The sequence below is a fragment of the Glycomyces lechevalierae genome, assembly GCF_027622945.1.
Lineage (GTDB): Bacteria > Actinomycetota > Actinomycetes > Mycobacteriales > Micromonosporaceae > Glycomyces > Glycomyces rutgersensis.
In genome coordinates this window covers 280,344-306,783 of record NZ_JAPZVQ010000003.1, presented here as the reverse complement: position 1 = coordinate 306,783, position 26,440 = coordinate 280,344, and the positions used below count along the sequence as shown (strand labels likewise).

At 68.5% G+C, this 26,440-nt stretch carries 28 protein-coding genes; 5 read left to right on the top strand and 23 right to left on the bottom strand.

Going from position 1 to position 26,440, the window contains the following annotated elements; genetic code table 11:
• Positions 1-2: 2 nt before the first annotated feature.
• The 19 genes from O2L01_RS07790 to argS form a co-directional block, all read right to left on the bottom strand.
• Positions 3-941 carry a F0F1 ATP synthase subunit gamma gene (locus O2L01_RS07790; RefSeq protein ID WP_270121346.1) on the bottom strand — a complete coding sequence of 313 codons (939 nt, stop codon included), beginning with the start codon at positions 939-941 and terminating at the stop codon, positions 3-5.
• A gap of 2 nt (positions 942-943) precedes the next feature.
• Positions 944-2,578 carry a F0F1 ATP synthase subunit alpha gene (gene atpA / locus O2L01_RS07785; protein ID WP_270121345.1) on the bottom strand — a complete coding sequence of 545 codons (1,635 nt, stop codon included), beginning with the start codon at positions 2,576-2,578 and terminating at the stop codon, positions 944-946.
• 34 nt (positions 2,579-2,612) lie between these two features.
• Complete coding sequence (locus tag O2L01_RS07780; RefSeq protein WP_270121344.1) at positions 2,613-3,434, bottom strand: F0F1 ATP synthase subunit delta; 822 nt, start codon at positions 3,432-3,434, stop codon at positions 2,613-2,615.
• Positions 3,434-3,976 (bottom strand): F0F1 ATP synthase subunit B, encoded by a 543-nt coding sequence (locus O2L01_RS07775; RefSeq protein ID WP_270121343.1) that lies wholly within the window; start codon positions 3,974-3,976, stop codon positions 3,434-3,436. The genes O2L01_RS07780 and O2L01_RS07775 overlap by 1 nt, the downstream gene beginning before the upstream one ends.
• Before the next feature lie 21 nt (positions 3,977-3,997).
• Positions 3,998-4,204: an ATP synthase subunit c family protein gene (locus tag O2L01_RS07770; protein WP_208495318.1), complete on the bottom strand. Its 207-nt coding sequence runs from the start codon at positions 4,202-4,204 to the stop codon at positions 3,998-4,000.
• Positions 4,205-4,304: 100 nt separating this feature from the next.
• Positions 4,305-5,117: a F0F1 ATP synthase subunit A gene (atpB, locus tag O2L01_RS07765; protein WP_344469055.1), complete on the bottom strand. Its 813-nt coding sequence runs from the start codon at positions 5,115-5,117 to the stop codon at positions 4,305-4,307.
• Positions 5,118-5,150: 33 nt separating this feature from the next.
• On the bottom strand, positions 5,151-5,435 hold the full coding sequence (locus tag O2L01_RS07760) for an AtpZ/AtpI family protein (RefSeq protein WP_270121341.1): 285 nt from the start codon (positions 5,433-5,435) through the stop codon (positions 5,151-5,153).
• Between the two features lie 60 nt (positions 5,436-5,495).
• A complete protein-coding gene (locus O2L01_RS07755; protein WP_270121340.1) occupies positions 5,496-5,897 on the bottom strand; it encodes a hypothetical protein in 402 nt (133 codons plus the stop codon).
• Positions 5,897-6,445 carry an arsenate reductase/protein-tyrosine-phosphatase family protein gene (locus O2L01_RS07750; protein ID WP_270121339.1) on the bottom strand — a complete coding sequence of 183 codons (549 nt, stop codon included), beginning with the start codon at positions 6,443-6,445 and terminating at the stop codon, positions 5,897-5,899. Before O2L01_RS07750 ends, O2L01_RS07755 begins: the two co-directional genes overlap by 1 nt.
• On the bottom strand, positions 6,442-7,194 hold the full coding sequence (locus tag O2L01_RS07745) for an L-threonylcarbamoyladenylate synthase (RefSeq protein ID WP_270121338.1): 753 nt from the start codon (positions 7,192-7,194) through the stop codon (positions 6,442-6,444). The genes O2L01_RS07750 and O2L01_RS07745 overlap by 4 nt, the downstream gene beginning before the upstream one ends.
• Complete coding sequence (gene prmC / locus O2L01_RS07740; RefSeq protein ID WP_270121337.1) at positions 7,191-8,024, bottom strand: peptide chain release factor N(5)-glutamine methyltransferase; 834 nt, start codon at positions 8,022-8,024, stop codon at positions 7,191-7,193. The genes O2L01_RS07745 and prmC overlap by 4 nt, the downstream gene beginning before the upstream one ends.
• A complete protein-coding gene (gene prfA, locus O2L01_RS07735; RefSeq protein ID WP_270121336.1) occupies positions 8,021-9,106 on the bottom strand; it encodes a peptide chain release factor 1 in 1,086 nt (361 codons plus the stop codon). The genes prmC and prfA overlap by 4 nt, the downstream gene beginning before the upstream one ends.
• Before the next feature lie 90 nt (positions 9,107-9,196).
• Positions 9,197-9,430, bottom strand: coding sequence for a 50S ribosomal protein L31 (gene rpmE, locus O2L01_RS07730; protein WP_270121335.1), 234 nt, complete (start codon positions 9,428-9,430; stop codon positions 9,197-9,199).
• 190 nt (positions 9,431-9,620) lie between these two features.
• On the bottom strand, positions 9,621-11,561 hold the full coding sequence (gene rho / locus O2L01_RS07725) for a transcription termination factor Rho (RefSeq protein WP_416259802.1): 1,941 nt from the start codon (positions 11,559-11,561) through the stop codon (positions 9,621-9,623).
• Positions 11,562-12,165: 604 nt separating this feature from the next.
• On the bottom strand, positions 12,166-13,068 hold the full coding sequence (thrB, locus tag O2L01_RS07720) for a homoserine kinase (protein ID WP_270121334.1): 903 nt from the start codon (positions 13,066-13,068) through the stop codon (positions 12,166-12,168).
• Positions 13,069-14,124, bottom strand: coding sequence for a threonine synthase (gene thrC, locus O2L01_RS07715; protein ID WP_344469146.1), 1,056 nt, complete (start codon positions 14,122-14,124; stop codon positions 13,069-13,071).
• Positions 14,125-14,145: 21 nt separating this feature from the next.
• On the bottom strand, positions 14,146-15,423 hold the full coding sequence (locus tag O2L01_RS07710; RefSeq protein ID WP_270121332.1) for a homoserine dehydrogenase: 1,278 nt from the start codon (positions 15,421-15,423) through the stop codon (positions 14,146-14,148).
• A gap of 37 nt (positions 15,424-15,460) precedes the next feature.
• Positions 15,461-16,864: a diaminopimelate decarboxylase gene (gene lysA / locus O2L01_RS07705; RefSeq protein WP_270121330.1), complete on the bottom strand. Its 1,404-nt coding sequence runs from the start codon at positions 16,862-16,864 to the stop codon at positions 15,461-15,463.
• Complete coding sequence (gene argS / locus O2L01_RS07700) at positions 16,864-18,513, bottom strand: arginine--tRNA ligase (RefSeq protein WP_270121329.1); 1,650 nt, start codon at positions 18,511-18,513, stop codon at positions 16,864-16,866. The genes lysA and argS overlap by 1 nt, the downstream gene beginning before the upstream one ends.
• A 104-nt stretch (positions 18,514-18,617) precedes the next feature.
• On the opposite strand from argS, the gene O2L01_RS07695 reads away from it, so the two are divergent.
• The 5 genes from O2L01_RS07695 to O2L01_RS07675 all read left to right on the top strand — a co-directional run bounded on the left by O2L01_RS07695 (position 18,618) and on the right by O2L01_RS07675 (position 22,170).
• On the top strand, positions 18,618-19,310 hold the full coding sequence (locus O2L01_RS07695) for a DUF3105 domain-containing protein (RefSeq protein ID WP_270121328.1): 693 nt from the start codon (positions 18,618-18,620) through the stop codon (positions 19,308-19,310).
• 149 nt (positions 19,311-19,459) lie between these two features.
• Positions 19,460-20,305, top strand: coding sequence for a DUF3105 domain-containing protein (locus O2L01_RS07690; RefSeq protein WP_270121327.1), 846 nt, complete (start codon positions 19,460-19,462; stop codon positions 20,303-20,305).
• 93 nt (positions 20,306-20,398) lie between these two features.
• A complete protein-coding gene (locus O2L01_RS07685; RefSeq protein ID WP_270121326.1) occupies positions 20,399-21,019 on the top strand; it encodes a DUF305 domain-containing protein in 621 nt (206 codons plus the stop codon).
• Between the two features lie 10 nt (positions 21,020-21,029).
• Complete coding sequence (locus O2L01_RS07680) at positions 21,030-21,779, top strand: hypothetical protein (protein ID WP_270121325.1); 750 nt, start codon at positions 21,030-21,032, stop codon at positions 21,777-21,779.
• Between the two features lie 49 nt (positions 21,780-21,828).
• Positions 21,829-22,170, top strand: a complete 342-nt coding sequence (locus tag O2L01_RS07675; RefSeq protein ID WP_270121324.1) for an MmcQ/YjbR family DNA-binding protein — start codon at positions 21,829-21,831, stop codon at positions 22,168-22,170.
• Positions 22,171-22,227: 57 nt separating this feature from the next.
• Here O2L01_RS07675 and O2L01_RS07670 read toward each other — a convergent pair whose 3' ends face one another.
• The 4 genes from O2L01_RS07670 to O2L01_RS07655 all read right to left on the bottom strand — a co-directional run bounded on the left by O2L01_RS07670 (position 22,228) and on the right by O2L01_RS07655 (position 26,346).
• Positions 22,228-23,124: a hypothetical protein gene (locus O2L01_RS07670; RefSeq protein WP_270121323.1), complete on the bottom strand. Its 897-nt coding sequence runs from the start codon at positions 23,122-23,124 to the stop codon at positions 22,228-22,230.
• Between the two features lie 146 nt (positions 23,125-23,270).
• Complete coding sequence (locus O2L01_RS07665; RefSeq protein WP_270121322.1) at positions 23,271-24,548, bottom strand: sulfate adenylyltransferase subunit 1; 1,278 nt, start codon at positions 24,546-24,548, stop codon at positions 23,271-23,273.
• Positions 24,548-25,450 (bottom strand): sulfate adenylyltransferase subunit CysD, encoded by a 903-nt coding sequence (gene cysD / locus O2L01_RS07660; protein ID WP_270121321.1) that lies wholly within the window; start codon positions 25,448-25,450, stop codon positions 24,548-24,550. The genes O2L01_RS07665 and cysD overlap by 1 nt, the downstream gene beginning before the upstream one ends.
• Before the next feature lie 71 nt (positions 25,451-25,521).
• Positions 25,522-26,346 (bottom strand): 3'(2'),5'-bisphosphate nucleotidase CysQ, encoded by an 825-nt coding sequence (locus tag O2L01_RS07655; protein ID WP_270121320.1) that lies wholly within the window; start codon positions 26,344-26,346, stop codon positions 25,522-25,524.
• Between the last annotated feature and the right edge of the window lie 94 nt (positions 26,347-26,440).

Below are 26,440 nucleotides of genomic sequence, written 5' to 3'. Positions count from 1 at the left end.
CGTTACTCTCTTCCTGCGGCGGAAAGGGCACTGGCCCCGCCCACGATTTCGCTGATCTCCTGCGTGATCGCCGCCTGCCGCGCCGCGTTCGCGCTCCGCCGCAGGGTCTTGATCATTTCATCGGCATTGTCCGTCGCGGCCTTCATGGCCCGACGCCTCGACGCCGACTCGCTGGCCGCCGCGTCGATCAACGCCGCGTAGATGCGAGTCGTCAAGTACTTCGGCAGCAGCGCGTCGAGCAGCGCCTCCGGGTTCGGCTCGAACTCGTAGTCCGGGAGCAGCACGTGCTCGTCGAGCTCGTCCTCCTCCACCTCTTCGACCTCGAGGGGAGCCAATTGCCGCGGTTCAGGGGTCTGCGTCAGCAGTGAGACGAACTTGGTGTGCACGATGTGCAGCTCGTCAACACCGAGGATACCGTCCGCTCCCGCGTCATCACCCTCGTCGTCCGCGCCGGACATGAACGCCGCGAGCAGCGTCCGCGTGATCTCCTGCGCGTCCGAGACCTTCGGCTGCTGGGAGAACCCGATCCAGGACTGCTCGATCTCGCGCGAGCGGAACTTGTAATAGTCGACGCCCTTACGGCCGGCGACGTACAGGATCGGCTGCTTGCCCTCTTCGGCGAGGCGCGAGACCAGCTGCTCGGCCGTGCGGATGACGTTGGCGTTGTAGCCGCCGCACATCCCCTTGTCCGCCGTGACCACCAGCACGCCCGCACGCCGAACCGCCTTGCGCGGCTGCAGCAGCGGGTGGTTGATCGACGCGTTCGACGCCAGAGACGTCATCACGCTGGTCATGGCGCGGGAGTACGGCAGTGAAGCCGCCACCCGCTCCTGAGCCTTGGCGATGCGGCTGGTCGCGACCAGCTCCTGCGCCTTGGTGATCTTCTTGATGGACTGGGTCGACTTCAGCCGCTTACGCAAGGTACGAAGCTGCGCTGACATGGCTAACCCTTCTTGACGCGCTTGACGGTCTCGACGTCCACGTCGCCCTCGAGGGCGTCTTCAGCGGTGTCGGTCACGTGCAGGCTGTCGGCGTTGGCCTTGAACATCTTCTTGAACTTGGCGACGGCGCGCTTGAGGGTGTCCTCGATGTCGCCTGCCACCTTGTCCTTGCCGACGGTGAGCTGCGCGACGACGTCCTTGTGGTTGGCGCGCATGTAGGTGAGGAACTCGCTCTCGAAACGGCGCACCTCCCCGACGGGGATGTCGTCGAGCTCGCCGGCGGTGCCGGCCCAGATCGAGATGGTCTCCTCGCCCATCGGGAGCGGCTCGGCCACACCCTGCTTGAGGAGCTCGACCATGCGCAGACCGCGGTCCAGCTGGGCCCGCGACGCGGCGTCCAGGTCGGAAGCGAAGGCCGCGAAGGCCTCCAGGTCGCGGTACTGGGCCAGGTCCAGACGCAGCGAACCGGCGACCGAGCGCATGCCCTTGGTCTGCGCGGCGCCACCGACACGGGAGACGGACGTACCGACGTTGATCGCCGGACGCACACCCGAGTTGAACAGGCCCTCTTCGAGGTACACCTGGCCGTCGGTGATCGAGATGACGTTGGTCGGGATGAACTGCGAGATGTCGCCGGCCTTGGTCTCGATGATCGGCAGACCCGTCATCGAACCGCCGCCCAGCTCGTCCGAGAGCTTCGCGCAGCGCTCGAGGAGACGGGAGTGCAGGTAGAAGACGTCACCGGGGAAGGCCTCGCGGCCCGGGGGACGACGCAGCAGCAGCGACACGGTCCGGTACGCCTCGGCCTGCTTCGACAGGTCGTCGAAGACGATGAGGACGTGCTTGCCGCCGTACATCCAGTGCTGGCCGATGGCCGAACCGGTATAGGGCGCCAGGTACTTCAGACCCGCCGGCTCGTCGGCGTTCGCCGCGACGATGGTGGTGTACTCCATCGCGCCGTGCGCCTCGAGCATGCCCTTGATGCCGGCGACCGTGGAGCCCTTCTGGCCGACCGCGACGTAGATGCAGCGCAGCTGCTTGTCGGGGTCGCCGGACTCCCAGTTGGCCCGCTGGTTGATGATCGTGTCGATCGCGACCTGCGTCTTGCCGGTCTTGCGGTCGCCGATGATCAGCTGGCGCTGGCCGCGCCCGATCGGGGTCATCGAGTCGATGGCCTTGATGCCGGTCTCGACCGGCTCGAACACCGACTGACGGCTGACGACGTTGGGGGCCTGGGCTTCGAGCTCGCGCTCGGTCTCGGCCTCGATCTCGCCCAGGTCGTCGATGGGGTTGCCCAGGGCGTCGACGACGCGGCCCAGGAACTTGTCGCCCACCGGCACGGAGAGAACCTTGCCGGTGCGCTTGACGGACTGGCCCTCGCCGACCTTGACCGGGTCGCCCAGGAGGACGGCGCCGATCTCGCGGACGTCGAGGTTCAGGGCCAGGCCCATCACGCCGCCCTCGAACTCCAGGAGCTCGTTGGCCATGACGGAGGGCAGGCCCTCGACGACGGCGATGCCGTCGCCGGCGGAGGTGACGGTACCGACCTCTTCGCGGGTGATCTCCGGCCGGTAAGACGAGACGTAGGCGTCGAGCGCGCTACGGATCTCGTCAGAGGAGATGGTCAATTCAGCCATCTGAACGTTTACCTTTCTGTCATTACCGGCTGGATCAACGTCCGGCCAAGGATTGGCGGGCTTCGTCGAGGCGGCGCGAGACGGAACCGTCCCACAGCTCCGAGCCGACTTGCACTCGGATGCCTCCGACGATCGCGGGGTCGACCGTGATCTTGAGCCCCACAGGGCGCCCGTAGACCAGGGTGAGCTTGGCGGCGAGCTGACGCTCCCCGGCCTCGTCGAGCGGGCGTGCCACGGTCACGTAGGCCACGGCCTCGTCGCGGGCCGCGGCAGCGGCCTCGACGAGGTGGGCCAGCGAGGCGTGAAAGCTGCGCCCGCCGATGCCGAAGCACGAGGCGGACGCCAGCTTCACCGTCACCGGCTCGGCCTTGCCCGCGAGCAGGCGCTCGACGAGCTCGGCCCGGCCCTTCGGGTCGGTGCCCGAAGCGCCCAGGGCCGAGGCCAGTTCGGCGTCGCCGTCGACGAGCCGCCCGAAGCGGAACAGCTCGTCTTCAACGTTGGCCAGGCTGCCGTCCTTGGCCGCGGCGAGCAGCAGCGCCTTGACGGCGAGCTGCTCGGTGCCGTCGACCAGTTCGGACGGCTTGCCCCAGCGGCCGCGCACGAGCGTGGCCACCACGTCAGCGGCGGTCTCGCCCACTTGGCCCGCGATGAGCCCGCGGACCAGGCCCTCCCGGTCGTCCGCCGTGCGGGCGGGGTCGGACAGGGCGCGACGCAGCCGAGGCTGGTCGACGAGGAACCTCGTCACTCCCAGCAGCTGATCGCCGCACTCGGTGAGCTGCTCGGCCGAGGCGCCGGAGGCAGCGGCCTCCAGCACGGCCCGGCCGGCCTCGATGCTTTCGCGTCCAGTCGTCGACATCAGCGCGCTCCGCTCGTCTCGGCCGTGTCGTCGGCGATCTGGGACAGGAACTGGTCCACAGTCGCCGTCGTGTCGGCGTCGCCGGCGAGACGCTGGCCGATGATCTTCCCGGCCAGGTCGACGGCCAGGTTGCCGACCTCGCTGCGCAGCTCGCGGACGAGCTGCTGGCGAGAGGCCTCGATCTGCGCGTGGCCGGCCGCGATCACGCGGTTGGCCTCTTCGCGGGCGGAGACGAGGATCTCCTCCTTGGCCGCCACAGCGTCGGCACGAGCCTCGTCGCGAATCGCGGCGGCCTCTTCCTGCGCGGTGGCGAGCTTGCGACGGTATTCCTCGAGGGTCTGATTGGCCTCTTCTTGAGCCCGCTCAGCCCGCTCGATGCCGCCTTCGATCGCGTCCACTCGTGCCTCGAAGGTCTTCTCCATCATGGGGAAGACGAACTTCATGAGCACGAAGCACAGCAGACCGAAGGCGATGGCGCCGACGAGAATCTCTTGCCAGATCGGGAAGAGAATCGCCGTGCCCCCTTCGGCGGCGTGAATCATGTTCGCTCCGTAAGGTGGTGGTTAGGAGTTGATGAACGCGAGGACCAGGCCGAACAGGGCCAGCACCTCGACGAGGGCGAAGCCCATGAACAGCATCGGGCGGGTGATACCGGCCGACTCGGGCTGACGAGCGGTGGCGGTGATCCACGCGGCGAAGATCAGGGCGACACCGATACCGGGGCCGATCGCAGCGAGGCCGTAACCGACGACGTTGAGGCTGCCTTCCATGGCGTTTTTCTCCTAGGTGTCAGCGTGGCGTGTCCGTCACGCGCACGTTGTTCTTCAATTGCGAAAACTGTGTGGTTGAGGGGTGGAAGCTCGGGGAGCGCTAGTGCTCGTCCGCGAGGGACCCCTGGATGTACATGCCCGTCAGCAGGGTGAACACGTACGCCTGCAGCAGGATGACGATGAGCTCGAAGAAGGTCATCGCGATGCCCATGGCGAACGAGAAGACCGACAGGCCCTGGACGAAGATGTTGCCCGCGTTGAGCATCTCGAAGCCGCCGAGGATGAACACCAGCAGGATGAGGTGGCCGGCGAACATGTTCGCGAAGAGCCGCAGGGCGAGGGTGATCGGTCGCAGGATGATGTTCTGCAGGAACTCGATCGGGATCAGCAGCGGGTAGATGAACCAGGGCGCCCCCGGGGGCACGCAGGTCATCTTCAGGAAGCCGATGAAGCCGTGCTTCTTGAAGCCCACGAACATGTAGACGACCCACGAGAGCACGCCGAGCATCAGCGGGAACGCGATGTGCGAGTTCGGGGAGATCTGGATGCCGGGCACGATGGCCCAGAAGTTCATGACCAGGATGAACAGGAACAGCGTCGCGAGGTAGGGGGCGAAGCGCACGCCCTCCTTCTTGCCCATCTGGTCGATGGCGACGGTGTTGCGGATGAACCCGTAGGCGGATTCGGCGATCCACTGCTTCTTGGTCGGCACGATCTGGGGCTTGCGGTACGCCCACAGGAAGAAGACGATCAAGACCGCTACAGAGGCCCACACCCCGAAGGTGATGGTGGTGAACATGTGGGCGAGGGCAGTGTCGCTGAGCCCGGTGAACCAGTCACGGAAGTCAAAGTTGTGAAGGCCGGGCGGAAAGTGGGATTCCCCTTCGGCCAGCACGGTGGCTGAGTCGGTCACGCGAGTCACGCCTCTCAGTCAGTGTCGGTCAAGTTACGGCGACATCTGCTTGATCAGCAGGTAGATTCCTGCTGCAGCACCGACAAGCATCCCTACCAGGAGCCCGACTTTGGGCAGTCCGAGCCAAAGGTCGACCAGGTATCCGAGACCACCCCAGAAGATGAGCCCGGATAGCAGATATCCCAGCGCGCGCCAGCCCATGTCCGAACCGTCCGGCTGGGGCTTGCGATCGGGGGGTTCCATGTCGGCCATGTCGAGCTGAACTCTAACAGCTACTACACAGGAACTGCCCAGCGGGTTCGCTGAGATGAGCGCCATCAGTGCAGTGTTGTCAACCTCTAGGAAACACCGCGTGTCGCGTGGGGCGTCAAGAATTCGTCAAGAACGCGAATCCAGCTCGATATAGGGGATTTTGGCCCTGTAGGCCCAGACGACCTGCGTCGCGAGCCACACGACGGCGCCGCCGACGACGCCGTAGGCGAACGGCAGCAGCGCGTCGGGCAGAGCGGTTTTGACGATGGAGAGGATCGTCATGACAAGGGCGAGTTTGACCGAATAAGTGATCAACGCCATAGGAAGAGTGAGACGCAGGTCAAAGGTCTCCGCGAATGCGACGGCCGCCGCAGATCCCGCGAACCCCAAGGCCGCCAAGGCTACTCCGGCAGGAGCGGCCCACGCGCCGGTCCCGCCGGCTGTGATCCCGCCGATGACCGCAGCGATCGATGCCGCGAACGCGGCGGCGATGAAGCACGGCTTCAAGAACCCTTTGACCTTGTGCATCAGCGCGGTTCCAATGCGGACGCGACGGGCTTCAGCGCGGTCTCGAGCTGGTCGGCGATCTTGGCGTAGACGGTCTGGCTCATCCCCCACGGGTCGGCGAGGTCGAGCTCGTCGTAGCCACCGCGGCGCGCGTCGGCCGCGTCGACGAGCGCCTTGCCGCGCACGGCCGTGTCACCGTCGGGCAGCGAGTCGGCGAGGTCGGCGGCCATCGGCCCGAACGAGCGGACGAGGAACGTCTTCGCGACCGCTTCGGGGAAGCGCTCGGCGATGTAGTCCAGGTGCCCGATCGTGGCGACGAGGATGAGGTCCGAGGCCTCGACGTGTTCGCGCAGGAGGTGCCGGGCCCGGTGGCCGTCGGGGTCGTACCCGCGCGACTCGAGCTCGGTCATCGCGTTGTTCTGCATGTTCTCGCCCTCGTGGTAGGCCGAGATGCCCGCGCCGTGGTTGTACACGTCCTCGCCGGTGAGCCCGGCGAGGATGCGCTCGGACATGGGCGACCGGCAGATGTTGCCGGTGCACACATGCAGGACGGTGAAGGGCGAGGTCACGCCTGGTCGGCCTTCGGCTCGGCGGTCTCGTCGGCTTCCGCTTCGACCGCCTCGGCCTCGTCCGCCTCCGGCTCGTCGTCCTCGGGACCCTGGCCGGGGCCGTAGCCGTCGCGGTCGAGCGTGTCGGGCACGATCTTGCGGATCTGCTCGAGGCTCAGCGCGCCCAGGCGCAGGATCTGCGGCGGGTGCGCGACGCAGTCGATGATGGTCGACGGCTGGTTGTCCTCGCTCGGGCCGGCCTCCAGGTACACGGAGACGTCGGAACCGAGCTGCGCCTTCGCGTCCGTGGCGGTCTCGGCCGGGGGCTGCCCGGTCTTGTTCGCCGAGGAGACGGCCATCGGGCCGGTCTCCTTGAGCAGTTCGAGCGCGAGCGGGTGCAGCGGCATGCGCACCGCGACGGTGCCGTCGGTGTCACCGAGGTCCCAAGTCAGGGACGGGGTGTAGGGCACCACGATGGTGAGCGGCCCGGGCCAGAACGCCTCGATGAGCTCCTTGGCGGAGTCGGGGATGTCCGAGGCGATGCCGTCGAGCGCCCGCTTCGAGCCGATGAGGACCGGCGGCGCCATGTCGCGCCCGCGTCCCTTCGCGGCGAGCAGGGCCTTGACGGCCGTGGGATTGAACGCGTCGCAACCGATGCCGTACACGGTGTCGGTGGGGATGACGACGAGCCGACCGCCGGTCACGGCCCTGGCGGCCGACTTCAGCCCGGTCGCGCGGTCCTTGATCTTCCTGCAATTGAACAGCCTCACGGCGACAAGCCTAGCCTTCCGGTCGCGAACCTCGGGCGGCCCGCCAGGTCGTCGTGGTCCTCGGTCTCGGTGAATCCGGTGACACCCAGGATCTCGGGCGCGACCGCGCCGTGGGTGTCGTCGTGCTCGAACCCGAACCAGCCGCCGGGCTTGAGCCAGCGGGCGGCGCGCACGGCCAGCGGCTGGATCACCGCGAGGCCGGCTTCGGCGGCGTAGACCGCGCCGGACGGGTCGAACTCGACTTCGGGGGCGACCTCGATCTCGAACGGCACGTACGGCGGGTTCGCGGTCACGAGGTCGACGGTGCCGTCGAGTTCGTTCAGGGTCGAGGCGGCGGTCGCGTCGGCCAGGACCGGGGTCGCGCCGGTGCCGTCGAGGTTCGATTCGAGCCATTCGAAGGCGTCGGGGTCGATCTCGACGGCCCACACGGTCGCGTCGGGCCGCTCGGTCGCGATGGCGTACGCGACCGCGCCCGATCCGGAGCACGCGTCGATCACTGTGCCGCCCTTGGGAAGTCGCGTCAGCGCCCAGTCCACGAGCAGTTCGGTCTCGGGCCGGGGCACGAACACTCCGGGGCCGACGGCGAGTTCGCCGTAGCGGAACGCGGCCGAACCGGTCAGGTGCTGCAGCGGCTCGCGGGTGGCGCGACGCGCGACGAGCGCGTCGAAGACCGCGAGCTGCGCGGCGGCGGGCGCGTCGGCGATGAGCAACTGCACCCGCTTGAGCCCGGAGACGTGGGCGGCCAGCAGCTCGGCGTCATTCCGCGGGGAATGGACGCCGGCCGCCTCGAGCCGCTTCGCCGCCGCGGCGATGGCCTGTGACCAGGTCATTCAGAGCCGCGGGCCATGCGCTCGGCGCGGTCGGCGGCGGCGAGGGCGTCCAGGACCTCGTCCAGCGCGCCGTCCATGACCTGGTCGAGGTTGTACGCGGTGAACCCGATCCGGTGGTCGGTGAGCCGGTTCTGCGGGAAGTTGTAGGTGCGGATGCGCTCGGAGCGGTCGGCGGTGCGGACCTGCAGGAGCCGGGCGGCCCCGGCCGCCGCGGCGGCCTCCTCCTGCTGCTTGGCGAGCAGGCGGGCGCGGAGCACCTTGATCGCGGCTTCCTTGTTCTGGAGCTGGCTCTTCTCGTTCTGGCTGGTCACGACCACGCCCGTGGGCACGTGCGTGAGGCGCACGGCGGAGTCGGTGGTGTTGACCGACTGGCCGCCGGGGCCCGAGGAGCGGTAGACGTCCACGCGCACGTCGTTCATGTTCAGCTCGAAGTCGACCTCTTCGGCCTCGGGCATGACGACGACCGCGGCGGCGGAGGTGTGCACGCGGCCCTGCGACTCGGTCACGGGCACGCGCTGCACGCGGTGCACGCCGCCCTCGAACTTCATGCGCGACCACACGCCGTTCCCGCCCTCGGGCGTGCCCTTGGTGCGGACGGCGATCGAGGAGTCCTTGACGCCGCCGAGGTCGGTCGGCACCATCTCCAGGGTCTCGACGGTCCAGCCCATCCGCTCGAAGAAGCGCAGGTACATGCGCATGAGGTCCCCGGCGAACAGGCCGGACTCCTCGCCGCCCGCGCCGGCCTTGATCTCGATGATCACGTCCTTCGAGTCGTCCAGGTCGCGCGGGACCAGCAGCTCGGCCAGCTTCTCCTCCAGGACCGGGATGCGCTTGCGCAGGTTCTCGGCCTCCTCCGCGAAGTCCGCGTCCTCCTTCGCCAGCTCCTCGGCGGTCTCGAGGTCTTCCTGGGCCTGCGCGATGTCCTCGGCGGTCTTCGCGATCGGCGAGAGCTCGGCGTACCGCCGGCCGACGCGCCGGGCCTGCGCCTGGTCGGCGTGCAGCGCCGGGTCGCCCATCTGGACTTCAAGGTCCTTGTACTCGGCGAGCAGCGATTGCAGGCGGTTGTCGGCAGCGGTAGTCATTGCGGTTCCTTTGAGAGAGCAGTGCCTGAACTTAGGGATACGAAAAAACGCAGCGCCCGCGTCATACGACACGAGCGCTGCGCGGCAAAGCTACTTACCAGCCTGAGCGGCCTTCTCCTGCGTCTTGGCGTAGCGGGCCTTGAACTTGGCCACGCGACCGCCGGTGTCGAGGATGCGCTGCTTACCGGTGTAGAACGGGTGGCACTTGTTGCAGGTCGCAGCCTGGATCTTGCCGGTGGCCACCGTCGACCGGGTGGTGAACGCGTTCCCGCAGGAGCAGGTCACCTCGGTGACGACGTACTCGGGGTGGATCCCGTCTTTCATGACTTCCCTTTCTCCGGGTCGCCGGGTCGGCCGCAGCCGTGAACCGGAACCGCATCAGGCCCTCGCGGGCACACAGTGGGTGCGCGACCTGCGCACCAGCTCTCCATATTAAGGCGTGAGGCCGCTCTCAACCAGGGCGGCCTCACGCCGGTACATCCTTGCGCCCTCCGCTTCGCGGCGGGCGGCGTACTCACTCGCCGGGCGTGCTCTTGACGATCGACATCAGGAACTCGGCGTTCGTCTGCGTCTTCTTCAACCGGTCGATGAGCAGGTCGATCGCCTGCTGCGGGTCCAGCGAGGACAGGACCCGGCGGAGTTTCAGCATCACTGCCTGCTCCTCGGGGCTCATCATGAGCTCGTCCTTGCGGGTGCTCGACTGGTGGACGTCGATCGCGGGCCACGTGCGCTTCTCGGCGATCTTGCGGTCGAGCTTGAGCTCGGCGTTGCCGGTGCCCTTGAACTCTTCGAAGATCACCGTGTCGCCCATGGAGCCGGTCTCGACCAGCGCCGTGCCGATGATGGTCAGCGACCCGCCGTGCTCGATGTTCCGCGCCGCGCCGAGGAAGCGCTTCGGCGGGTACAGCGCCGTCGAGTCGATACCGCCGGAGAGGATCCGGCCGGACGCGGGCGACGAGTTGTTGTACGCGCGGCCCAGACGGGTGATCGAGTCGAGCAGCACGACCACGTCGTGGCCGAGCTCGACCAGGCGCTTGGCGCGCTCGATCGCGAGCTCGGCGACCGTGGTGTGGTCCGACGGCGGGCGGTCGAAGGTCGAGGCGATGACCTCGCCCTTCACCGAACGCTGCATGTCGGTGACCTCTTCGGGCCGCTCGTCCGCGAGGACCACCATGAGGTGGCACTCGGGGTTGTTCGTGGTGATCGCGTTGGCGATCGCCTGCAGCACCATCGTCTTACCGGCCTTCGGCGGCGAGACGATGAGGGCGCGCTGGCCCTTGCCGATCGGGGCCACGAGGTCTATCACCCGCGTGGTGATCGCGTTCGGCTCGGTCTCCAGACGCAGGCGCTCCTGCGGGTAGAGCGGCGTGAGCTTGTAGAACTCGTCGCGCTTCGTCGCGTCCTGCGGGCTCATGCCGTTGACGGTGTCGAGGCGCACCAGCGGGTTGTACTTCTCGCGGCGCTGCTGCTGCTTGCCACCCTGGCCGTTCGGCTCCTCGCCGCCGCCGCGGCTGGGCTTGACGGCGCCGGTGATGGCGTCGCCGCGGCGCAGACGGTGCTTGCGGACCTGCGACATCGAGACGTAGACGTCGTCGGGGCCGGCGAGGTAGCCGGTGGTGCGGATGAACGCGTAGTTGTCGAGGATGTCGAGGATCCCCGCGACGGGCACGAGCTGCTCGTCGTTCTGGACGCCGCCTCCGGCGCCGGCGCGCTCGGGAACCTCGTCGCGGCCGCCGCGCTGGCGGCGGTCGGAGCGGTCGCGGCGCTTGCGGCGGCGGTTCTCGCCGTCGCCGTCGCGCGGGCCGCGGTCGTCGTAACCGTCGTCCTCGTTGCGGCGCTCGCGGGTCTCGGTGCGGGCCTCGGACTGCTCCGAACGCTCGGCGCGCTCGGAACGCTCCGGGCGCTCGTCGCGGCGGCCGTTCTCACGGTTGCCCTCGCGGCCTTCACGGTTCTCGCGACCGTTCTCGCGGGAGCGGCGACGGCGCTGCGGGCGGTCCTCATCGGACTCGATCGTCGCGACGGAAGACGACTGGCCTTCGGACTCAACGGCTTCGGTCTGACGCTCTTCACGGCGGCGCGGCTGCGGCGGACCGGCCGGGCGGGTCGCCCGGCGGGCGGCGGTGCCGCCCTTGGCCTCTGCACCCTCGGAGCCGTTGTCGGCGGGGGCGGCGTCGACTGTGGTCGACGGGGCCTCGGCGATGGGCGTTTGGTCAGAGTCAGGCACTGGCGGGGCCTCCTTTTCCGCGCTGGCACCGCCGGGCTGCGAGCCCGCATCCTGCCGTTCCTGGATGGCGGCGATCAGCTCGCTCTTGCGCATCCGGCCAACGCCGGTGATGCCGAGCGATTGCGCCATCTGCTGGAGCTCGGGCATCAGCATAGAGGCCAGACCGGTTCCTGCCCGACGGCGCTTCTTGGTCTCCGGAATCTCTTCCGAAGCCGAAGCCGCATCGCTCATCCGGTCCGACGTCGTGCCGGTGGTGTCGCTCAATGGATTCCTTCCCTGGCGGAACTTCGAAGTGGATTCGAGGAGTTTCCGCGTCTTTCAAATAGCCGCAATGCCGATGTTCTGGTCTGCGTCCCGCCATCGCTTCGACCGCTTCCGGCCACACTGTGGCCTCGGCGGTTGGAAGACGACGGTTGACACTGGGTGCAACACCCCTGGGCTGTCCGCTGAGCAGACGGTCCTGATCGTGGTGACAGCCTCTGGGCCTGCGACTGGACAGCTTGCGATGAATGATCGTGCACGTTGAGACACGTGATTGCGATCTCCGCTGATTGCGATCCTCGCCTTTGCGATCCGATCCGGGCGGAGGCCCGGCGCCACAAGCGGACAGCGACTGTTCCTTGGTCGAAACCGTGCCATGCCACGCTGGAGCTATGCAAAGTCACAAATCCATGGTTGAGGGTGATGACCCAAACAAGAGATCAGGCGTGCGCTGGATGCGCCGCAGCTGTTGTGACCACAAGCATAAGCAAGGCTTCGAGCAGTCACGACACCGGGTGGTCGTCTAACTGGAATGGTAGCGCACTCTTCCCATTCACAACAACGGACCCGAGGATCACTCGTTCGGGGAGGTCGCGACCTGCACGGCGCCGTCGGCGACTTCCAAGCGCAAGGCCTCGAAGCCCGCGGGGACTTCGGGGACGCGCGTGTCGTCCACGGTCAGTGCGAGCACGGTCGGACCCGCACCGGAGATCGCGGCCGCGATTCCGGCGGAGCGCAATGCCCTCAACAAATGGGTGCTCTCCGGCATTCCCTTGGCCCGGTACGACTGGTGCAGCCGGTCGTCCGTGGCGTCGAAGAGGCGCGAGGGGTGGTGCGTGATCGCCGCGGCGAGCAGCGCGGCCCGGGAGAGGTTGAACACCGCGTCGGCGTGCGGGACCTTCTCGGGCAGGGCGGCGCGGGCGACCGAGGTCAGGCCCTTCGTCTGCGGCACGAACGCCCACGGGTGGACGCGCGGCGACGGCTCGAGACTGACCGCCTTCGCACCGTCCTCAGTGGTGTAGGCGATGGTGAAGCCGCCGAGGAGGCACGGCGCGACGTTGTCCGGGTGGCCCTCGATCTCACTGGCGAGCACGAGTTTCTCCGAACGGGTCATACCCGCGCCGGCGAGCGCGTCGGCGAGCATGATGCCCGCGACGATCGCGGCCGAGGAGGAGCCGAGCCCGCGGGCGTGCGGGATCCTGTTGCGGCACTTGATCTTCAAGCCCGGGGCCGAGAGGCCGAGGTGTTTGAAGGTGCGCAGCATCGTGGCGGCGACGAGGTGGCGTTCGTCGAGCGCGACGGTGCCCTCGCCTTCGCCCTGGACTTCGACGGCGACGGTGGTGCCGCTCGTGGCCTCGGCCGTGACCTCGTCGCAGAGGTCGAGCGCGAGGCCCAGCGAGTCGAACCCGGGGCCGAGGTTGGCGGAGGTGGCCGGGACGCGCACGGTGGCGCGGGGGCCAGTTGCGAAGGCCTCCAACTACAGGCCCAGGGCGGTGGCGGTCTTGACCACGTCGACCGGGACGGTCTGCGGCTGCGGCGCGGTGGAGACGGCCCAGTCGGGGTCCTTGAGGCCGTTGCCGGTCACAGTGCAGACGATCGTCTGTCCCTTCTCGACCCATCCGGCCTCGGCCTGCTTGAGCAGTCCGGCGACCGACGCGGCCGAGCCGAGCTCGACGAAGACGCCTTCGTTGCGGGCGAGCAGCATGTACGCGGAGTGGATCTCGCGGTCGGTGACGGCGATGATCTTCCCGCCGGACTCCTTCTCGGCGTCCAGGGCCTTCGTCCAGGACGCCGGGTTGCCGATGCGGATCGCGGTGGCGATGGTCTGCGGGTGCTCCACGACGTGGCCCTCGACGATCGGCGCGGCGCCGGCCGCCTGCACGCCGAGCATGCGGGGCCGCTTGGTGGCGTTGCCCTCGTTCGCGTCCTCGGTGTAGCCCATCCAGTAGGCGCTGATGTTGCCCGCGTTGCCGACCGGCAGCACGTGGAGGTCCGGAGCGTCACCGAGGACCTGCACGATCTCGAACGCGGCGGTCTTCTGGCCCTGGAGGCGCACCGGGTTGATCGAGTTGACGAGCGCCACCGGGTAGTCCTGCGAAAGCTTGTCCGCGACCATGAGGCAGTCGTCGAAGTTGCCTTCGAGCTGGATGAGCTTCGCGCCGTGCACGAGGGCCTGCGCGAGCTTGCCGAGGGCGATCTTCCCGGCCGGGACGAGCACGGCGCAGGTGATCCCGGCGCGCGCGGCGTACGCGGCCGCCGAAGCGGAGGTGTTGCCCGTGGAGGCGCAGATGACGGCCTTCGCACCGTCCTCGACGGCCTTCGAGACGGCGAGCGTCATGCCGCGGTCCTTGAAGGACCCGGTCGGGTTGAGGCCTTCGACCTTGAGGAAGACGTCGCAGCCGGTCTTCGCGGAGAGGATCGGGGCGGGCAGCAGGGGCGTGCCGCCCTCCTGCAGAGTGACGACGGGGGTGGCGTCGGTGACCGGGAGCCGGTCGCGGAATTCCTCGATGAGGCCGCGCCACCCCGGGCGCATCGGACTAACGGACATCTCGTCCTATTCTCCTTCGACGCGCATGACCGAGGTGACTTCGTGCACCGAGGTCAGTTGCGACAGTTCCGCTACGGTGTCCGACAACTGCTTGTCGGCCGCCGTGTGGGTGACGACCACGAGCCGGGCCTCATCGCCCTGGCCGGATTGATGGACGGTGGCGAGGCTGACGCCGTGGTGGGCGAAGGTGGCCGCCACGCGCGCGAGCACGCCGGGCTCGTCGACCACGTCGAGGCTGACGTGGTACCTGGTGCGGGCCTCGCCGATGGGTTTCACCGGCAGGTCCTGGTAGGCGGCCTCGGGCGGGAAGGCGGTGATGCCCCCGCGCTTGTTGCGCGCCACGGCCACGATATCGCCGAGCACCGCCGAGGCGGTCTCGGTGCCGCCCGCTCCCGCTCCGTAGAACATGAGGCGGCCGGCGGACTCGGCCTCGACGAACACCGCGTTGTACGCGCCGTTGACGTTCGCGAGCGGGTGCGTCGCCGGGATCATCGCCGGGTGGACGCGCACGGACACGCCGTCGGCCTCCCGGGTCGCGATGCAGAGGGGCTTGACGACGCGGCCCTGGGCGGCGGCCGACGCGATGTCCGCGGCGGAGACGTCCCGGATGCCCTCGCGGTAGACCTCGCCGAGATCGATGTGCGTGTGGAACGCGAGCGACGCGATGAGCGCGGCCTTCGCGGCGGCGTCGTAGTTGTCGACGTCGGCGGTCGGGTCGGCCTCGGCGTACCCGAGCTCGGTGGCCTCGCGCAGCGCCTCCTCGAAGGCGGCGCCGGTCTGCGACATCTGGCTGAGGATGTAGTTCGTGGTGCCGTTGACGATGCCGAGCACGCGGTTGATCGTGTCGCCGTGCAGCGACTCGCGCAGCGGGCGCATCAGCGGGATCGCGGCAGCGGCGGCGGCCTCGTAGTAGAGGTCCGCGCCCCCCGCCTTCGCGGCGGCCGACAGGGCCGGACCGTCCTCGGCGAGCAGGGCCTTGTTCGCGGTCACGACCGACTTGCCTTCGGCCAGCGCGGTGGTGATCCAGGTGCGGGCGGGCTCGATGCCCCCGGCGACCTCGACCACGATGTCCACGTCGTCGCGTTTGACGAGGCCCAGCGCGTCGGTGGTGAAGAGTTCCTTCTCGACCGGCAGGTGCGAGCGGTCGCGGTCGAGGCGGCGCACCGCGATCCCGACGATCTCGACGGGCTCCCCTACTCGGGACGCCAGCTCCTCCCCGCGCGTTCGCATGAGGCGCACGACTTCACTGCCGACGTTGCCGCATCCGAGTAGCGCGAGTTTCATCGCTGGTGTTCCTCTTCCTGTTGGGTTGGAGCCGTGTCTAGCCGACGTCGAGCCGGAGCAGGTCGTCGACGGTCTCACGCGCCAGGATCACACGCGCCTCGCCGTTCCGGACGGCGACGACCGGCGGGCGGGGCACGTGGTTGTAGTTCGAGCCCATGGAGCGGCAGTAGGCGCCGGTTCCAGGGACCGCGATCAGGTCGCCCGGCGCGACGTCGGCCGGGAGGAATTCATCTTTAACAACAATGTCGCCCGCTTCGCAATGCTTTCCCACTACTCGGGCGAGGGCGGGCGTGGCGTTCGAGGAACGTGACGCGAGCGTCGCCGAGTAGGTGGCGTCGTAGAGCGCGGTGCGGATGTTGTCGCTGATGCCGCCGTCGACCGAGACGTAGAGGCGCGCGGCGTCCCCGGCGAGGGTCACCGGCTTGACGGTGCCCACCTCGTAAAGGGTGAACATCGTGGGGCCGACGATGCTGCGGCCCGGTTCGATGGACAGGCGCGGGACCTCGATGCCGGCGGCCGCGCACTCCTCGTCGACGATCTTGCGCAGGGAAGCGGCGATATCCGCGGGCGGCTGCGGGTCGTCCTGGCTCGTGTAGGCCATGCCGAACCCGCCGCCGAGGTCCATCTCCGGGATCGCGATGCCGAAGTCGGTCTGGAGCTTCGCGTGGAGGCGGGCGACGCGGGCGGCGGAGATCTCGAACGCGGCGGTGTCGAAGATCTGCGAGCCGATGTGGGAGTGCAGGCCGAGCAGTTCGAGGTGCGGCGCCTCGATGACGCGGCGCGCGGCCTCATAGGCGGCGCCGCCGGCGAGGGAGAAGCCGAACTTCTGGTCCTCGTGGGCGGTCGCGATGAACTCGTGCGTGTGGGCCTCGACGCCGACGTTGACGCGGACCATCACGTTCGGGCGCTTGCCGAGCTCGGCGGCGATCGCCTCGATCCGCGCGATCTCGGTGAACGAGTCCGCGACGATGCGGCCGACGCCGATCTCGACGGCCTGGCGCAGCTCCGCGAGCGACTTGTTGTTGCCGTGGAGGCCGAGGCGAGCGGGCTCGAGTCCGGCGGCCAGCGCGACCGCGAGTTCGCCGGCGGTGCAGACGTCGACGAAGAGGCCTTCCTCGGCGGCGGCGCGCAGCACGGCCTTGGAGCAGAACGCCTTGGAGGCGTAGAAGACGTCGGCGCCGTCGAAGGCCTCGATCCAGGCGCGGCAGCGGGCGCGGAAGTCGTCCTCGTCGAAGACGTACGCGGGCGTGCCGAACTCGGCGGCGAGCCGCTCGACGGAGATCCCGCCGATGTGCAGGACGCCGTCGTCGGCGCGTGCCACGTTCTGCGCCCAGAGCTGCGGGAGCAGCGTGTTCACGTCCTCGGGGACGCCGAGCCAGCCGGGGCGCAGCGCGGAGTAGTCGAAGTCGCCGTGCAGTGCGCCGGCTTCGTGGGTCCGCATTACATCCGCTCCGGGGCCGAGACGCCGAGCAGGCCGAGCGCGTTGGCGAGCACGACGCGGGTGGCGTCGACGACCCACAGGCGCGCGGTGTTCACCGGGGTGGCCTCCTCGTCCGGGAACGGCAGGACGCGGCAGTCGTGCTGGAAGCGGTGGTAGGCCGCGGCCAGTTCCTCGGCGTAGCGGGCGACCCGGTGCGGTTCGCGCAGCGCGGCGGCGGTGGCGACGACGGCCGGGAACTCGGCGAGGGCCTTGAGCAGGTCCGATTCGCGCGGGTGGTCCAGGAGCGAGGCGTCGTAGGAGTCGCCCTTGTCGAAGCCGCGCTCGGCGGCGTTGCGGAGCACGCCGGAGGTGCGGGCGTGGGCGTACTGCACGTAGTAGACCGGGTTGTCGTTGCCGTGCTTCGTCCACAGGTCGATGTCGATGTCGATCGTCGAGTCCGAGGAGTAGCGCGCGAGCACGTACCGGGCGGCGTCCACGCCGATGGCCTCGACGATGTCGTTGAGGGTGATGACGTTGCCGTAGCGCTTGGCCATCCGGACGGGCTGGCCGTCCTTGAGGAGGTTCACCATCTGGCCGATGAGGATCTCGAGCGTGCCCGGCTTGTCGCCGAAGGCCTGGCTCATGGCCTGCATCCGGCCGATGTAGCCGTGGTGGTCGGCGCCGAGCATGAGCACGAGCTTGTCGAAGCCCCGCTCGCGCTTGTCGAGGTAGTAGGCGCAGTCGGCGGCGAAGTAGGTCCATTCGCCGTTCGACTTCTTGAGCGCCCGGTCCTTGTCGTCGCCGAACGTGGTGGTGCGCAGGAAGACCGCGCCTTCGGACTCGAAGATGTGGCCCTGCTGGTCGAGGCGCGCGACGGCGGCGTCGAGCTCGCCCTTGTCGTGCAGGTCCTTCTCGTTGAAGTACACGTCGAAGTGGGTGCCGAAGTTGTCGAGGTCCTGCTTGATCTCGGCGAACATCAGCTCGACGCCGACCTCGTGGAAGACCGCCTGCGGGTCGTCGGTCTCGAGCGCGTCGGGCCGGACCTTGAGGACCGCCTGGGCGATGTCGTCGATGTAACCGCCGGCGTAGCCGTTCTCCGGGGTCGGCTCGCCCTTGGCGCTGGCGAGGAGCGAGGCGGCGAAGTTGTTGACCTGCACGCCGGCGTCGTTGAAGTAGTACTCGGAGGTGACCTTCGCACCGGAGGCGCGCATGACCCGGGCCAGGGCGTCGCCGACGGCGGCCCAGCGGGTGCCGCCCACGTGGACGGGACCGGTCGGGTTCGCGGACACGAACTCGAGGTTGATGTGCTCGTCGGCCATCGAGGCGTTGTCGCCGTAGGACGGCCCGGCCGCGATGATCTTCCCGGCGATCTCCCCCGCGGCGGCCGCGTCCAGGGTGATGTTCAGGAAGCCGGGGCCGGCGATGTCGACCTTGGCGACGCCGTCGGCGGCGGCGAGGTTCTCGGCGATCTTCTCGGCGAGCGCGCGCGGGTTCGTGCCGGCCTTCTTGGCGGTCTGCAGCGCGATGTTGGAGGCGTAGTCGCCGTGCTTGGGGTCCCTGGGTCGCTCGACCGCCGTTCGGGCGGGGATCACGGCGGCGTCGAGGGCCAGGGCCTCGAACGCGGCGCGTGTCGCGGACAGCACTTTCTCTGCGAGCGTCTCAGGAGTCACCCGGTAATCGTAGACGCCGCGGATCGCGGCCCGCGAGTGATAAACCCCCGTGTGGGCTGCACCGGTAGGTTGCTTCTGTGCAACCTCGACGGAAGGCTTCGAACATGCGCCCGCTTCACTACCGCTGGACCGCCCTCGCCGCCGCCCTCGCGCTCGGCGCGCTGGCGGGATGCGCCTCCGATCCTGGTGGCGCCGACGGCGAGGCCGCGGCCGAGTCGACCGCCGCCTCTGCGCCGAGCGCGATGGACGGGGTGGAGAGCTTCTACGGGGAGTACGGCGACTACGTCTCGGTGATGACGGCGATCCAGGACGGGAAGGTCACGGCCGAGGAGCTCGAGTACCCGTTCGTGGCGCAGCAGGAGCACGTGGACACGCTGAACACCTGGGACGGCCAGAGCCCGGTGTACGAGCTGAAGCCGCCGGCCGGCGGGAGCCACCTCTCGGTCTGGCAGACGTGCACCGGCTCGGTGTACGACGGGCCGATCGCCGACGGGAACGCGGTGCACTCGATGGAGCACGGCGCGGTGTGGCTGACGTACGACCCGGAGCTGGTCGAGCCGGCGGACGTCGAGGCGCTGGCGCTGCTCATCGGCGCCCGCGACTACAGCCTGATGAGCCCGTATCCGGGCCAGGGGGTCGCGGTGTCGCTGCAGTCGTGGGGGAACCGGTACCAGACCGAGGACCCGTCCGATCCGAAGATCGGCGAGTACCTGGACACGTACGTGCTGAACGAGCGGTTCAACCCGGAGCCGAACGCGACCTGCTCGGGCGGTGTGACGGCGACCGCGCCGCAGTAGGGGCGGGGGTGCCCGTTTCGCAGCGCGCTCTAAGGGAGTGCCCTGGACCGACCAGGTAAGGTGGCGTACGCGAGTGGACTTCACACCGGGCCCTCCCCGGCTCCGCTCCGGCTCATCCCGACCTCGACGAATAAGGCTCTCCCCGCGATATGGCATCGAAGAAGCAGACCGCCAGCAAGGGCTCCGGCAAGAGCACCGGCAAAGGCGCAGTCGTTGAACAACGCTCGGCCGGCAGGAAAGACGCCGCCAAGGGCGAAAGCAAGGGCCTGAGCAAGTCCTCGGCGCCCGCGAACGCCCGGAAGGGCCGCGCCGTCCAGGTCAAGCAGCCGAAGCCGTGGGGTCTGATCGCCACGTTCACCGGCGTCGGCGTCGTGGCGCTCGGCCTGATCGGGGCCGCCGTGTTCGTCGTCTGGGACCGCAGCCAGCCGCCGGAAGGCATCACCTCCTACTACGGCGACTACAAGAACTACTCCGAGGTGACCGAGGCCCTCCAGGACGGCGACGTCAAGGAGGAGGACCTCAAGTACCCGTGGGTCGTGCAGCAGACCCACATCGACGGCGAGGACCCGACCGCGGTCCCCACGTACGAGATCACCCCGCCCGCGGGCGGCGACCACCTCAGCCAGTGGCAGACCTGCACCGGCTCGGTCTACGACGCGCAGATCGCGGACGGCAACGCCGTCCACTCCCTCGAGCACGGCGCTGTCTGGCTGACCTACGACCCGGCGCTCGTCGACGGCGACGGCATCAAGACCCTCGCCGCCAAGGTCGAGGGCCGCGACTTCTCGCTGATGAGCCCGTACCCGGAGATGGGCGTGGCCGTCTCGGTGCAGGCGTGGGGCGTCCAGTACAAGACGGACGACATCAACGACCCGAAGATCGACGAGTTCATGGACTTCTACATCCAGAACGCCGACAACGCGGCCGAGCCGGGCGCGCAGTGCGCCAACGGCCTGACCACGACCATGGCCGACCAGCAGATGCCCACAGGCTGACGACACGCGCGAACCTTTCGGGGCGACGCTCGTTAGGCAAGTGAGGGAACGGGCGCTCTCATTCGGGGAGCGCCCGCCGAGAGAGGACGACGAATGAGCCGCTTGTGGCGCAGGCCCGCATTGCTGATCGCGATCACGGCCGTGCTGATGCTCGCCGCGGGCTTCGGGGTCGGCTGGGTCTCCGGCACCTCGGCGCCGGGCAACGACTCGGTCGAGGCCGGCTTCGCGCGCGACATGCAGACGCACCACCAGCAGGCCGTCGAGATGGCCATGTACGAGTGGCAGAACGGCTCGGACCCGGCGATGACGACGGTCGCGTACGACATCGCCACCACGCAGAGCACCGAGATCGGCATGTACCGCACCTGGCTGCGCGACTGGGGCGTCCAGCTCTCCAGCGGCGAGCCGATGGCGTGGGCGGGCGACGAGCACTCGCACGACAGCGAGGAGACCGGCGGGCTCATGCCGGGCATGGCCACCCAGGAGCAGATGGACGAGTTCAAGTCCCTCACCGGGAACGAAGCCGACGTCATGTTCGCGGACCTCATGATCGCCCACCACATCGGCGGCGTCGACATGGCCAAGCTCGTGCTCGACCGCACCGACAACGACCTCGTCGCGACCGCGGCCCGGCGCACCATCAGCCAGCAGCAGGCCGAGATCGAGAACCTCGAGAACCACCGCGACAACATCCTGAACGCCGTCGAAGAGTAGGGACGCCGCTGTGAGCCAGGACCAGTGGGGACCTCGATACGGCGACCCGGCGCACCCGACCACGGGGGAACTCCCCCGGGTCGGCGACGGCCGCACCGACGAGCAGCGCACGATCCAGGTCGACACCGTCGCCGAGCCGCCGCCTCGCAGCGAGTCGCGCTCGCGGTACCGCTACAGCTGGGAGAGCTCCGCGCCGAGCGACGACGACACCCGCAGCGCGCACTCCGAACCCCGTTACGGCGCTTCGGAACCGCACCAGGCGTACTCCCAGCCGCACGGCGAGGGCTCGGCCCCGCGCCACGGCTCGGAACCGGGCTTCAACAACTGGTCGGTCCCCCGCGTCGGCCGCGAGAGCTCGGCCTCCGGCCTCACCGGCGAGCACTCCCGCCCCAGCCTCAGCGGCTACCGGCCGGGCGACACCGCCCAGTTCGCACGCGTCGGCGACGGCCTCCGCGGCTCGGTCGGCCCCGTCTCCGTCCAGGTCGACCACATCCGCGTCGACAACGGCGTCAACGGCGACACGCAGCTGCTCTCCACCGCGAACTTCATGCGGCCCAAGGTCGAAGAAGCACTCCCGCCCGCCGAGCAGGCCCCGCAGCCCGAACCCGGCACCGGCTCCATGCCCGCCATGCGCCACCAGATCGGCCCCGACTGGACCCAGACGCCCCTGCGACTCCTCGCCGCGGCCGTCGTCGCCACCGCCGTCCTCGGCGCCTCCGCCGCCAGCCTCATCTCGATCGGCAACTGGATCAACCCTTAGCGGCTGTCGCACCCGTGCGGGACCATGGTGGTGTCGAGAGGAGCCCACCATGCCGACCTGGGACGACGTCGTGACCATCGCCTCCCGCCTCTCCGAGGTCGAGGTGACCACGAGCTGGCACACCCCCTCCCTCAAGGTCAAGGGCCGATTCTTCGCCCGCCTCCGCACCGAGGCCGAAGGCGGCCTCGCCCTCGTCTGCGACCCCAGTGAGAAAGCCGCCCTCCTCGCCTCCGCCGACCCGGCGTTCTACACCACGCCCCACTACGACGGCTACGCGATGATCCTCGTCCACCTCGACAAGATCGACCCGGAGCGCCTCACCGAACTGATCGAGGACGCCTGGCACCTCAAGGCCCCCGTACGCGTCCGCAAGGCCTACGAACAACCGTGAACGCAATGGGCCCGAGCCGCATTGCGGCTCGGGCCCATAAAAGTCAAAGGCACGTACTCAGTCGAAGATCTCCTCCGCGCGGGAGGCACTGAAGGCGCTGGTGAACCAGCGCTCCGCCTGATCCGCATCGGTGCAGGCCAAAATCCGCTCCCGAACGGCCTCGGACACCTCGACGCCGCGGAGTTCGAACATCTCGAGCACGGCTCTCGCCATGCCGCGCGCCTCACCGCGAGCCTCGCCACGCGCTTCGCCGCGCGCCTCACCGCGTTGTTCGAGCTGACCGGCATAGGTCTCGCGGTACTCCTCGTACCTCAGGCTCATTTGGTCCTCCAGAATCTCGCAGGCAGCTGTTGAGAGCAGTTGGAACGCCCAACCAGTGTACTTCTTGCGGTCGGGCTCGGAAAGTTCGTTGAGGCGGCGGCCGAGGTCGCGGGCGATGGATTCGGTCCCCGGCCCCTTGTCCTTTGTCGCTGCGATCAGGATCAGCAGTTCGACCGCTTCCCTCGTGTCGAAATCAGCGATGAACCGAACCAAGTCCCCCGGCCCGATCACATCGGGGCGCAGAACGAACTCTGGCGGCCCGATCTTGATGAGCTGGCCGGCCCATTTCGCGGTCGCTTCATTGGTGCAGATGACCAGCAACTGCACCTGGCACCGGAGTCGAGACCGCAGGTTGGTCAGGTACATCGGCCAGGTGTAGGGCTTGTCCCTATCCTCGCTTCGCTGGATCTCGGTGATGATGGCGCAGACCGGCTTGCCGAAGGCGTCGCGAAACACTGCGACGTTGTCGCAGTTCAGTTCGAGCGGATCACAGTTCGTCAATGCTTCAGACTCTGACACCGCGCTGGAGTAGAACGGGACGGTTGATCCGACCGCCTTCGTCAGCAGTTCAGCCGCGATCTCGGGTCGATCTTGGAAGAGGCGGATGGGAATCTCATGGTTATGAGTGACCATGACATGAAACGGTATTGGGACTCAGCGCACGATTCGCGTTTCAACACTCCGGCACGAATCCAGTTCTACGTGACACCAGTCACCAAGCCCCACAATGAGTTCGGGCCCAACTGCTTTCGCGGTCGGGCCCGAATCCGTTGTGGGGCTTAGACGATGATGCCCGCGCCGACGGTGCGGTTGTCGGACTCATCGATGATGATGAAGCCGCCGGTCGCCCGGTTGCGGCGGTAGTCGTCACACAGGAGCGGCTTGGTCGTGCGGAGCGTGACGCGGCCGATCTCGTTGAGCCTCAACTCGGTCGCGGTCTCGTCGCGGTGGAGCGTGTTGACGTCGAGCTGGTACTGGACGTCCTTCACGATCGCGCGCACGTCGGCCGTGGTGTGCTTGACGGCGTACTTGCCGCGCAGCTTGAGCGGGCGCGCCTCGTCCATCCAGCAGACCATCGCCTCGATGTCCTGGGACACCCGCGCCTGGTTGCCGGGGCGGCAGAGCATGTCGCCGCGGGAGACGTCGAGCTCGTCCTCGAGACGCACGGTGACGCTCAAGGGCGGGAAGGCCTCGTCGAGCGGGCCGTCAGCGGTCTCGATCGACGCGATACGCGAGGTGAAGCCGCTGGGCAGCACCATGACCTCGTCGCCGGGCTTCATGACGCCGGAGGCGACCTGGCCCGCGTAGCCGCGGAAGTCGTGGTTGTCGTTGGAGTGCGGCCGGATCACGTGCTGGACCGGGAAGCGCACGTCCACGAGGTTGCGGTCCGAGGCGATGTGGACCTTCTCCAGGTGGTGGAGGAGGCTCGGGCCGTTGAACCACGGCATGTTCTCGGAGCGGTTGACCACGTTGTCGCCCTTGAGGGCCGAGATCGGGATGACCGTCAGGTCGGGGACCTCGAGCTTCGTGGCGAACGCGGAGAACTCGTTCTCGATCCGCTTGAAGACGGCCTCGTCGTAGTCCACGAGGTCCATCTTGTTGACGCACAGCACCATGTGCGGCACGCGCAGCAGCGAGCACAGGAACGCGTGGCGGCGGGACTGCTCCACGAGGCCCTTCCGGGCGTCGACCAGGATCAGCGCGAGGTCGGCGGTGGACGCACCGGTGACCATGTTGCGCGTGTACTGGATGTGGCCGGGCGTGTCCGCGATGATGAACTTGCGCTCGGGCGTGGAGAAGTAGCGGTACGCGACGTCGATCGTGATGCCCTGCTCGCGCTCGGAGCGGAGGCCGTCCGTGAGCAGCGCGAGGTCGGTGTACTCGTCGCCGCGGCCGGCGCTGACGGCCTCGACGGCGTCCCACTGGTCGTCGAAGAGCGCCTTCGAGTCGAACAGGAGGCGGCCGATGAGGGTCGACTTGCCGTCGTCCACCGAACCGGCCGTGGCGAAGCGCAGCAGTTCGTGCGTGTCCTCGCGGGAGGTCAGCGTGTCCGTCATTAGAAGTAGCCTTCCCGTTTCCGGTCTTCCATCGCGGCCTCGGAGGTCTTGTCGTCGCCGCGGGTCGCGCCGCGCTCGGTGATGCGCGTGACCTCGACCTCGGCGATGATCTCGTCGATCGTGGTCGCGTCCGAGCGCACGCCGGCCGTCAGGTTCGCGTCGCCGACGGTGCGGTAGCGGACCTTCTCGGAGAAGACCACCTCGCCCTCGCGCGGCTTGATGAACTCGTTGACGGCGTAGAGCATGCCGCCGCGGTCCACGACCTCGCGCTCGGAGGCGAAGTACACCTCAGGCAGCGGGATGTCCTCGGAGCCGATGTAGCGCCACACGTCGAGCTCGGTCCAGTTCGACAGCGGGAACACCCGGATCTGCTCGCCCGGGTGGACCCGGCCGTTGTACAGGTTCCACAACTCGGGGCGCTGGTTCTTGGGGTCCCACTGGCCGAAGTCGTCGCGGAAGGAGAACACGCGCTCCTTGGCGCGGGCCTTCTCTTCATCGCGGCGGGCGCCGCCGAACAGGGCGTCGAACTGGTACTTCTCGGCAGCTTCCAGGAGCACGGGGGTCTGGATGCGGTTGCGGGTGCCGTCCGGCGGCTCGACGACCATGCCACGGTCGATCGCGTCCTGCACGGAGGCGACGATGAGCTGCACGCCGGTCTCGGCGACGCGGCGGTCGCGGTAGTCGATGACCTCCGCGAAGTTCTGGCCGGTGTCGACGTGCATCACCGGGAACGGGATCGGCGCCGGCGCGAAGGCCTTCTGCGCCAGGTGCAGCATGACGATGGAGTCCTTGCCGCCGGAGAAGAGCAGCACGGGCCGCTGACAGGTGGCCGCGACTTCACGGAAGATGAAGATCGCCTCGGCCTCCAGCGCGGCGATGTGGCTGATGCGGTAGTCGCTCACCGGCGCAATGCTCCTCTCGGCTGACCCCGTTCGGGGTGTTCGTTTGTCGGGTCCGGTCGGGGACCGGGTGGTCAGTTCGTCCCTCGAATGGCCTCGAGCGCGGGCCCGGCCAGGTCGGGGCGGCAGACCAGCAGGTCCGGCAGGTACGGGTCGGCATTGTTGTACTGCAGCGGGGCGCCGTCGATCCGCGTCGCGTGCCAGCCGGAGGCGAGGGCCACCCCTACGGGAGCGGCGGAGTCCCACTCGAACTGCCCGCCGGCGTGCACATAAGCGTCAACTGTACCGGCGACCACGGCCATGACCTTGGCTCCGGCGGAGCCCATCGGCACGAGTTCCGCGCCCAACGCGGCGGCGACGGCCTCCACCTCGGCCGGTGGTCTGGTGCGCGACACGGCGATACGCGGCTTCCCCTCGCGAAGCGCGGGAACCGCGTACACCTCATCAGTGCGCAACGTCACAGATTGTGCCGGAAGCGCGACGGCGGAAGCGGTCAGTCCAAGGCCCCGCTGCCAGAGAGCAACGTGCACGGCCCAGTCGTCCCGCCCGGCCTCGGAGTACTCACGAGTCCCGTCAAGTGGATCGATGATCCAGACGCGATCAGCCCCGAGCCGCTCAGTCCCGACCCGCCCGGTCTCGCCCTTGCCTTCCTCGGAAAGCACGGCATCCCCGGGCCGCTCGGCGGCGACCCTTCCAAGCAGGTAGTCATTGGCCTGCTGATCCCCAGCGGCCTTGAGCGCCTTGGGATCCGAGAACCCCAACACATCCCTCAACTTCAGGAGCAACTCCCCGGCGCCGCTCGCCAACTCAGCCGCGAACGCGACGTCAGCAGCGGAAGCGGCCGCAGGCGTAGCGGTGGGAACTCCGGTAACCGAACCGGAACCAGGGGCGTCAGACATGCGCGCCAGTCTACGCTGCAGCCCAACCCCGCCCAAATATTGGGCCACCCGATCCCAACATCCAGAACCCCTCGCATTTCCTACCCATCCCGAG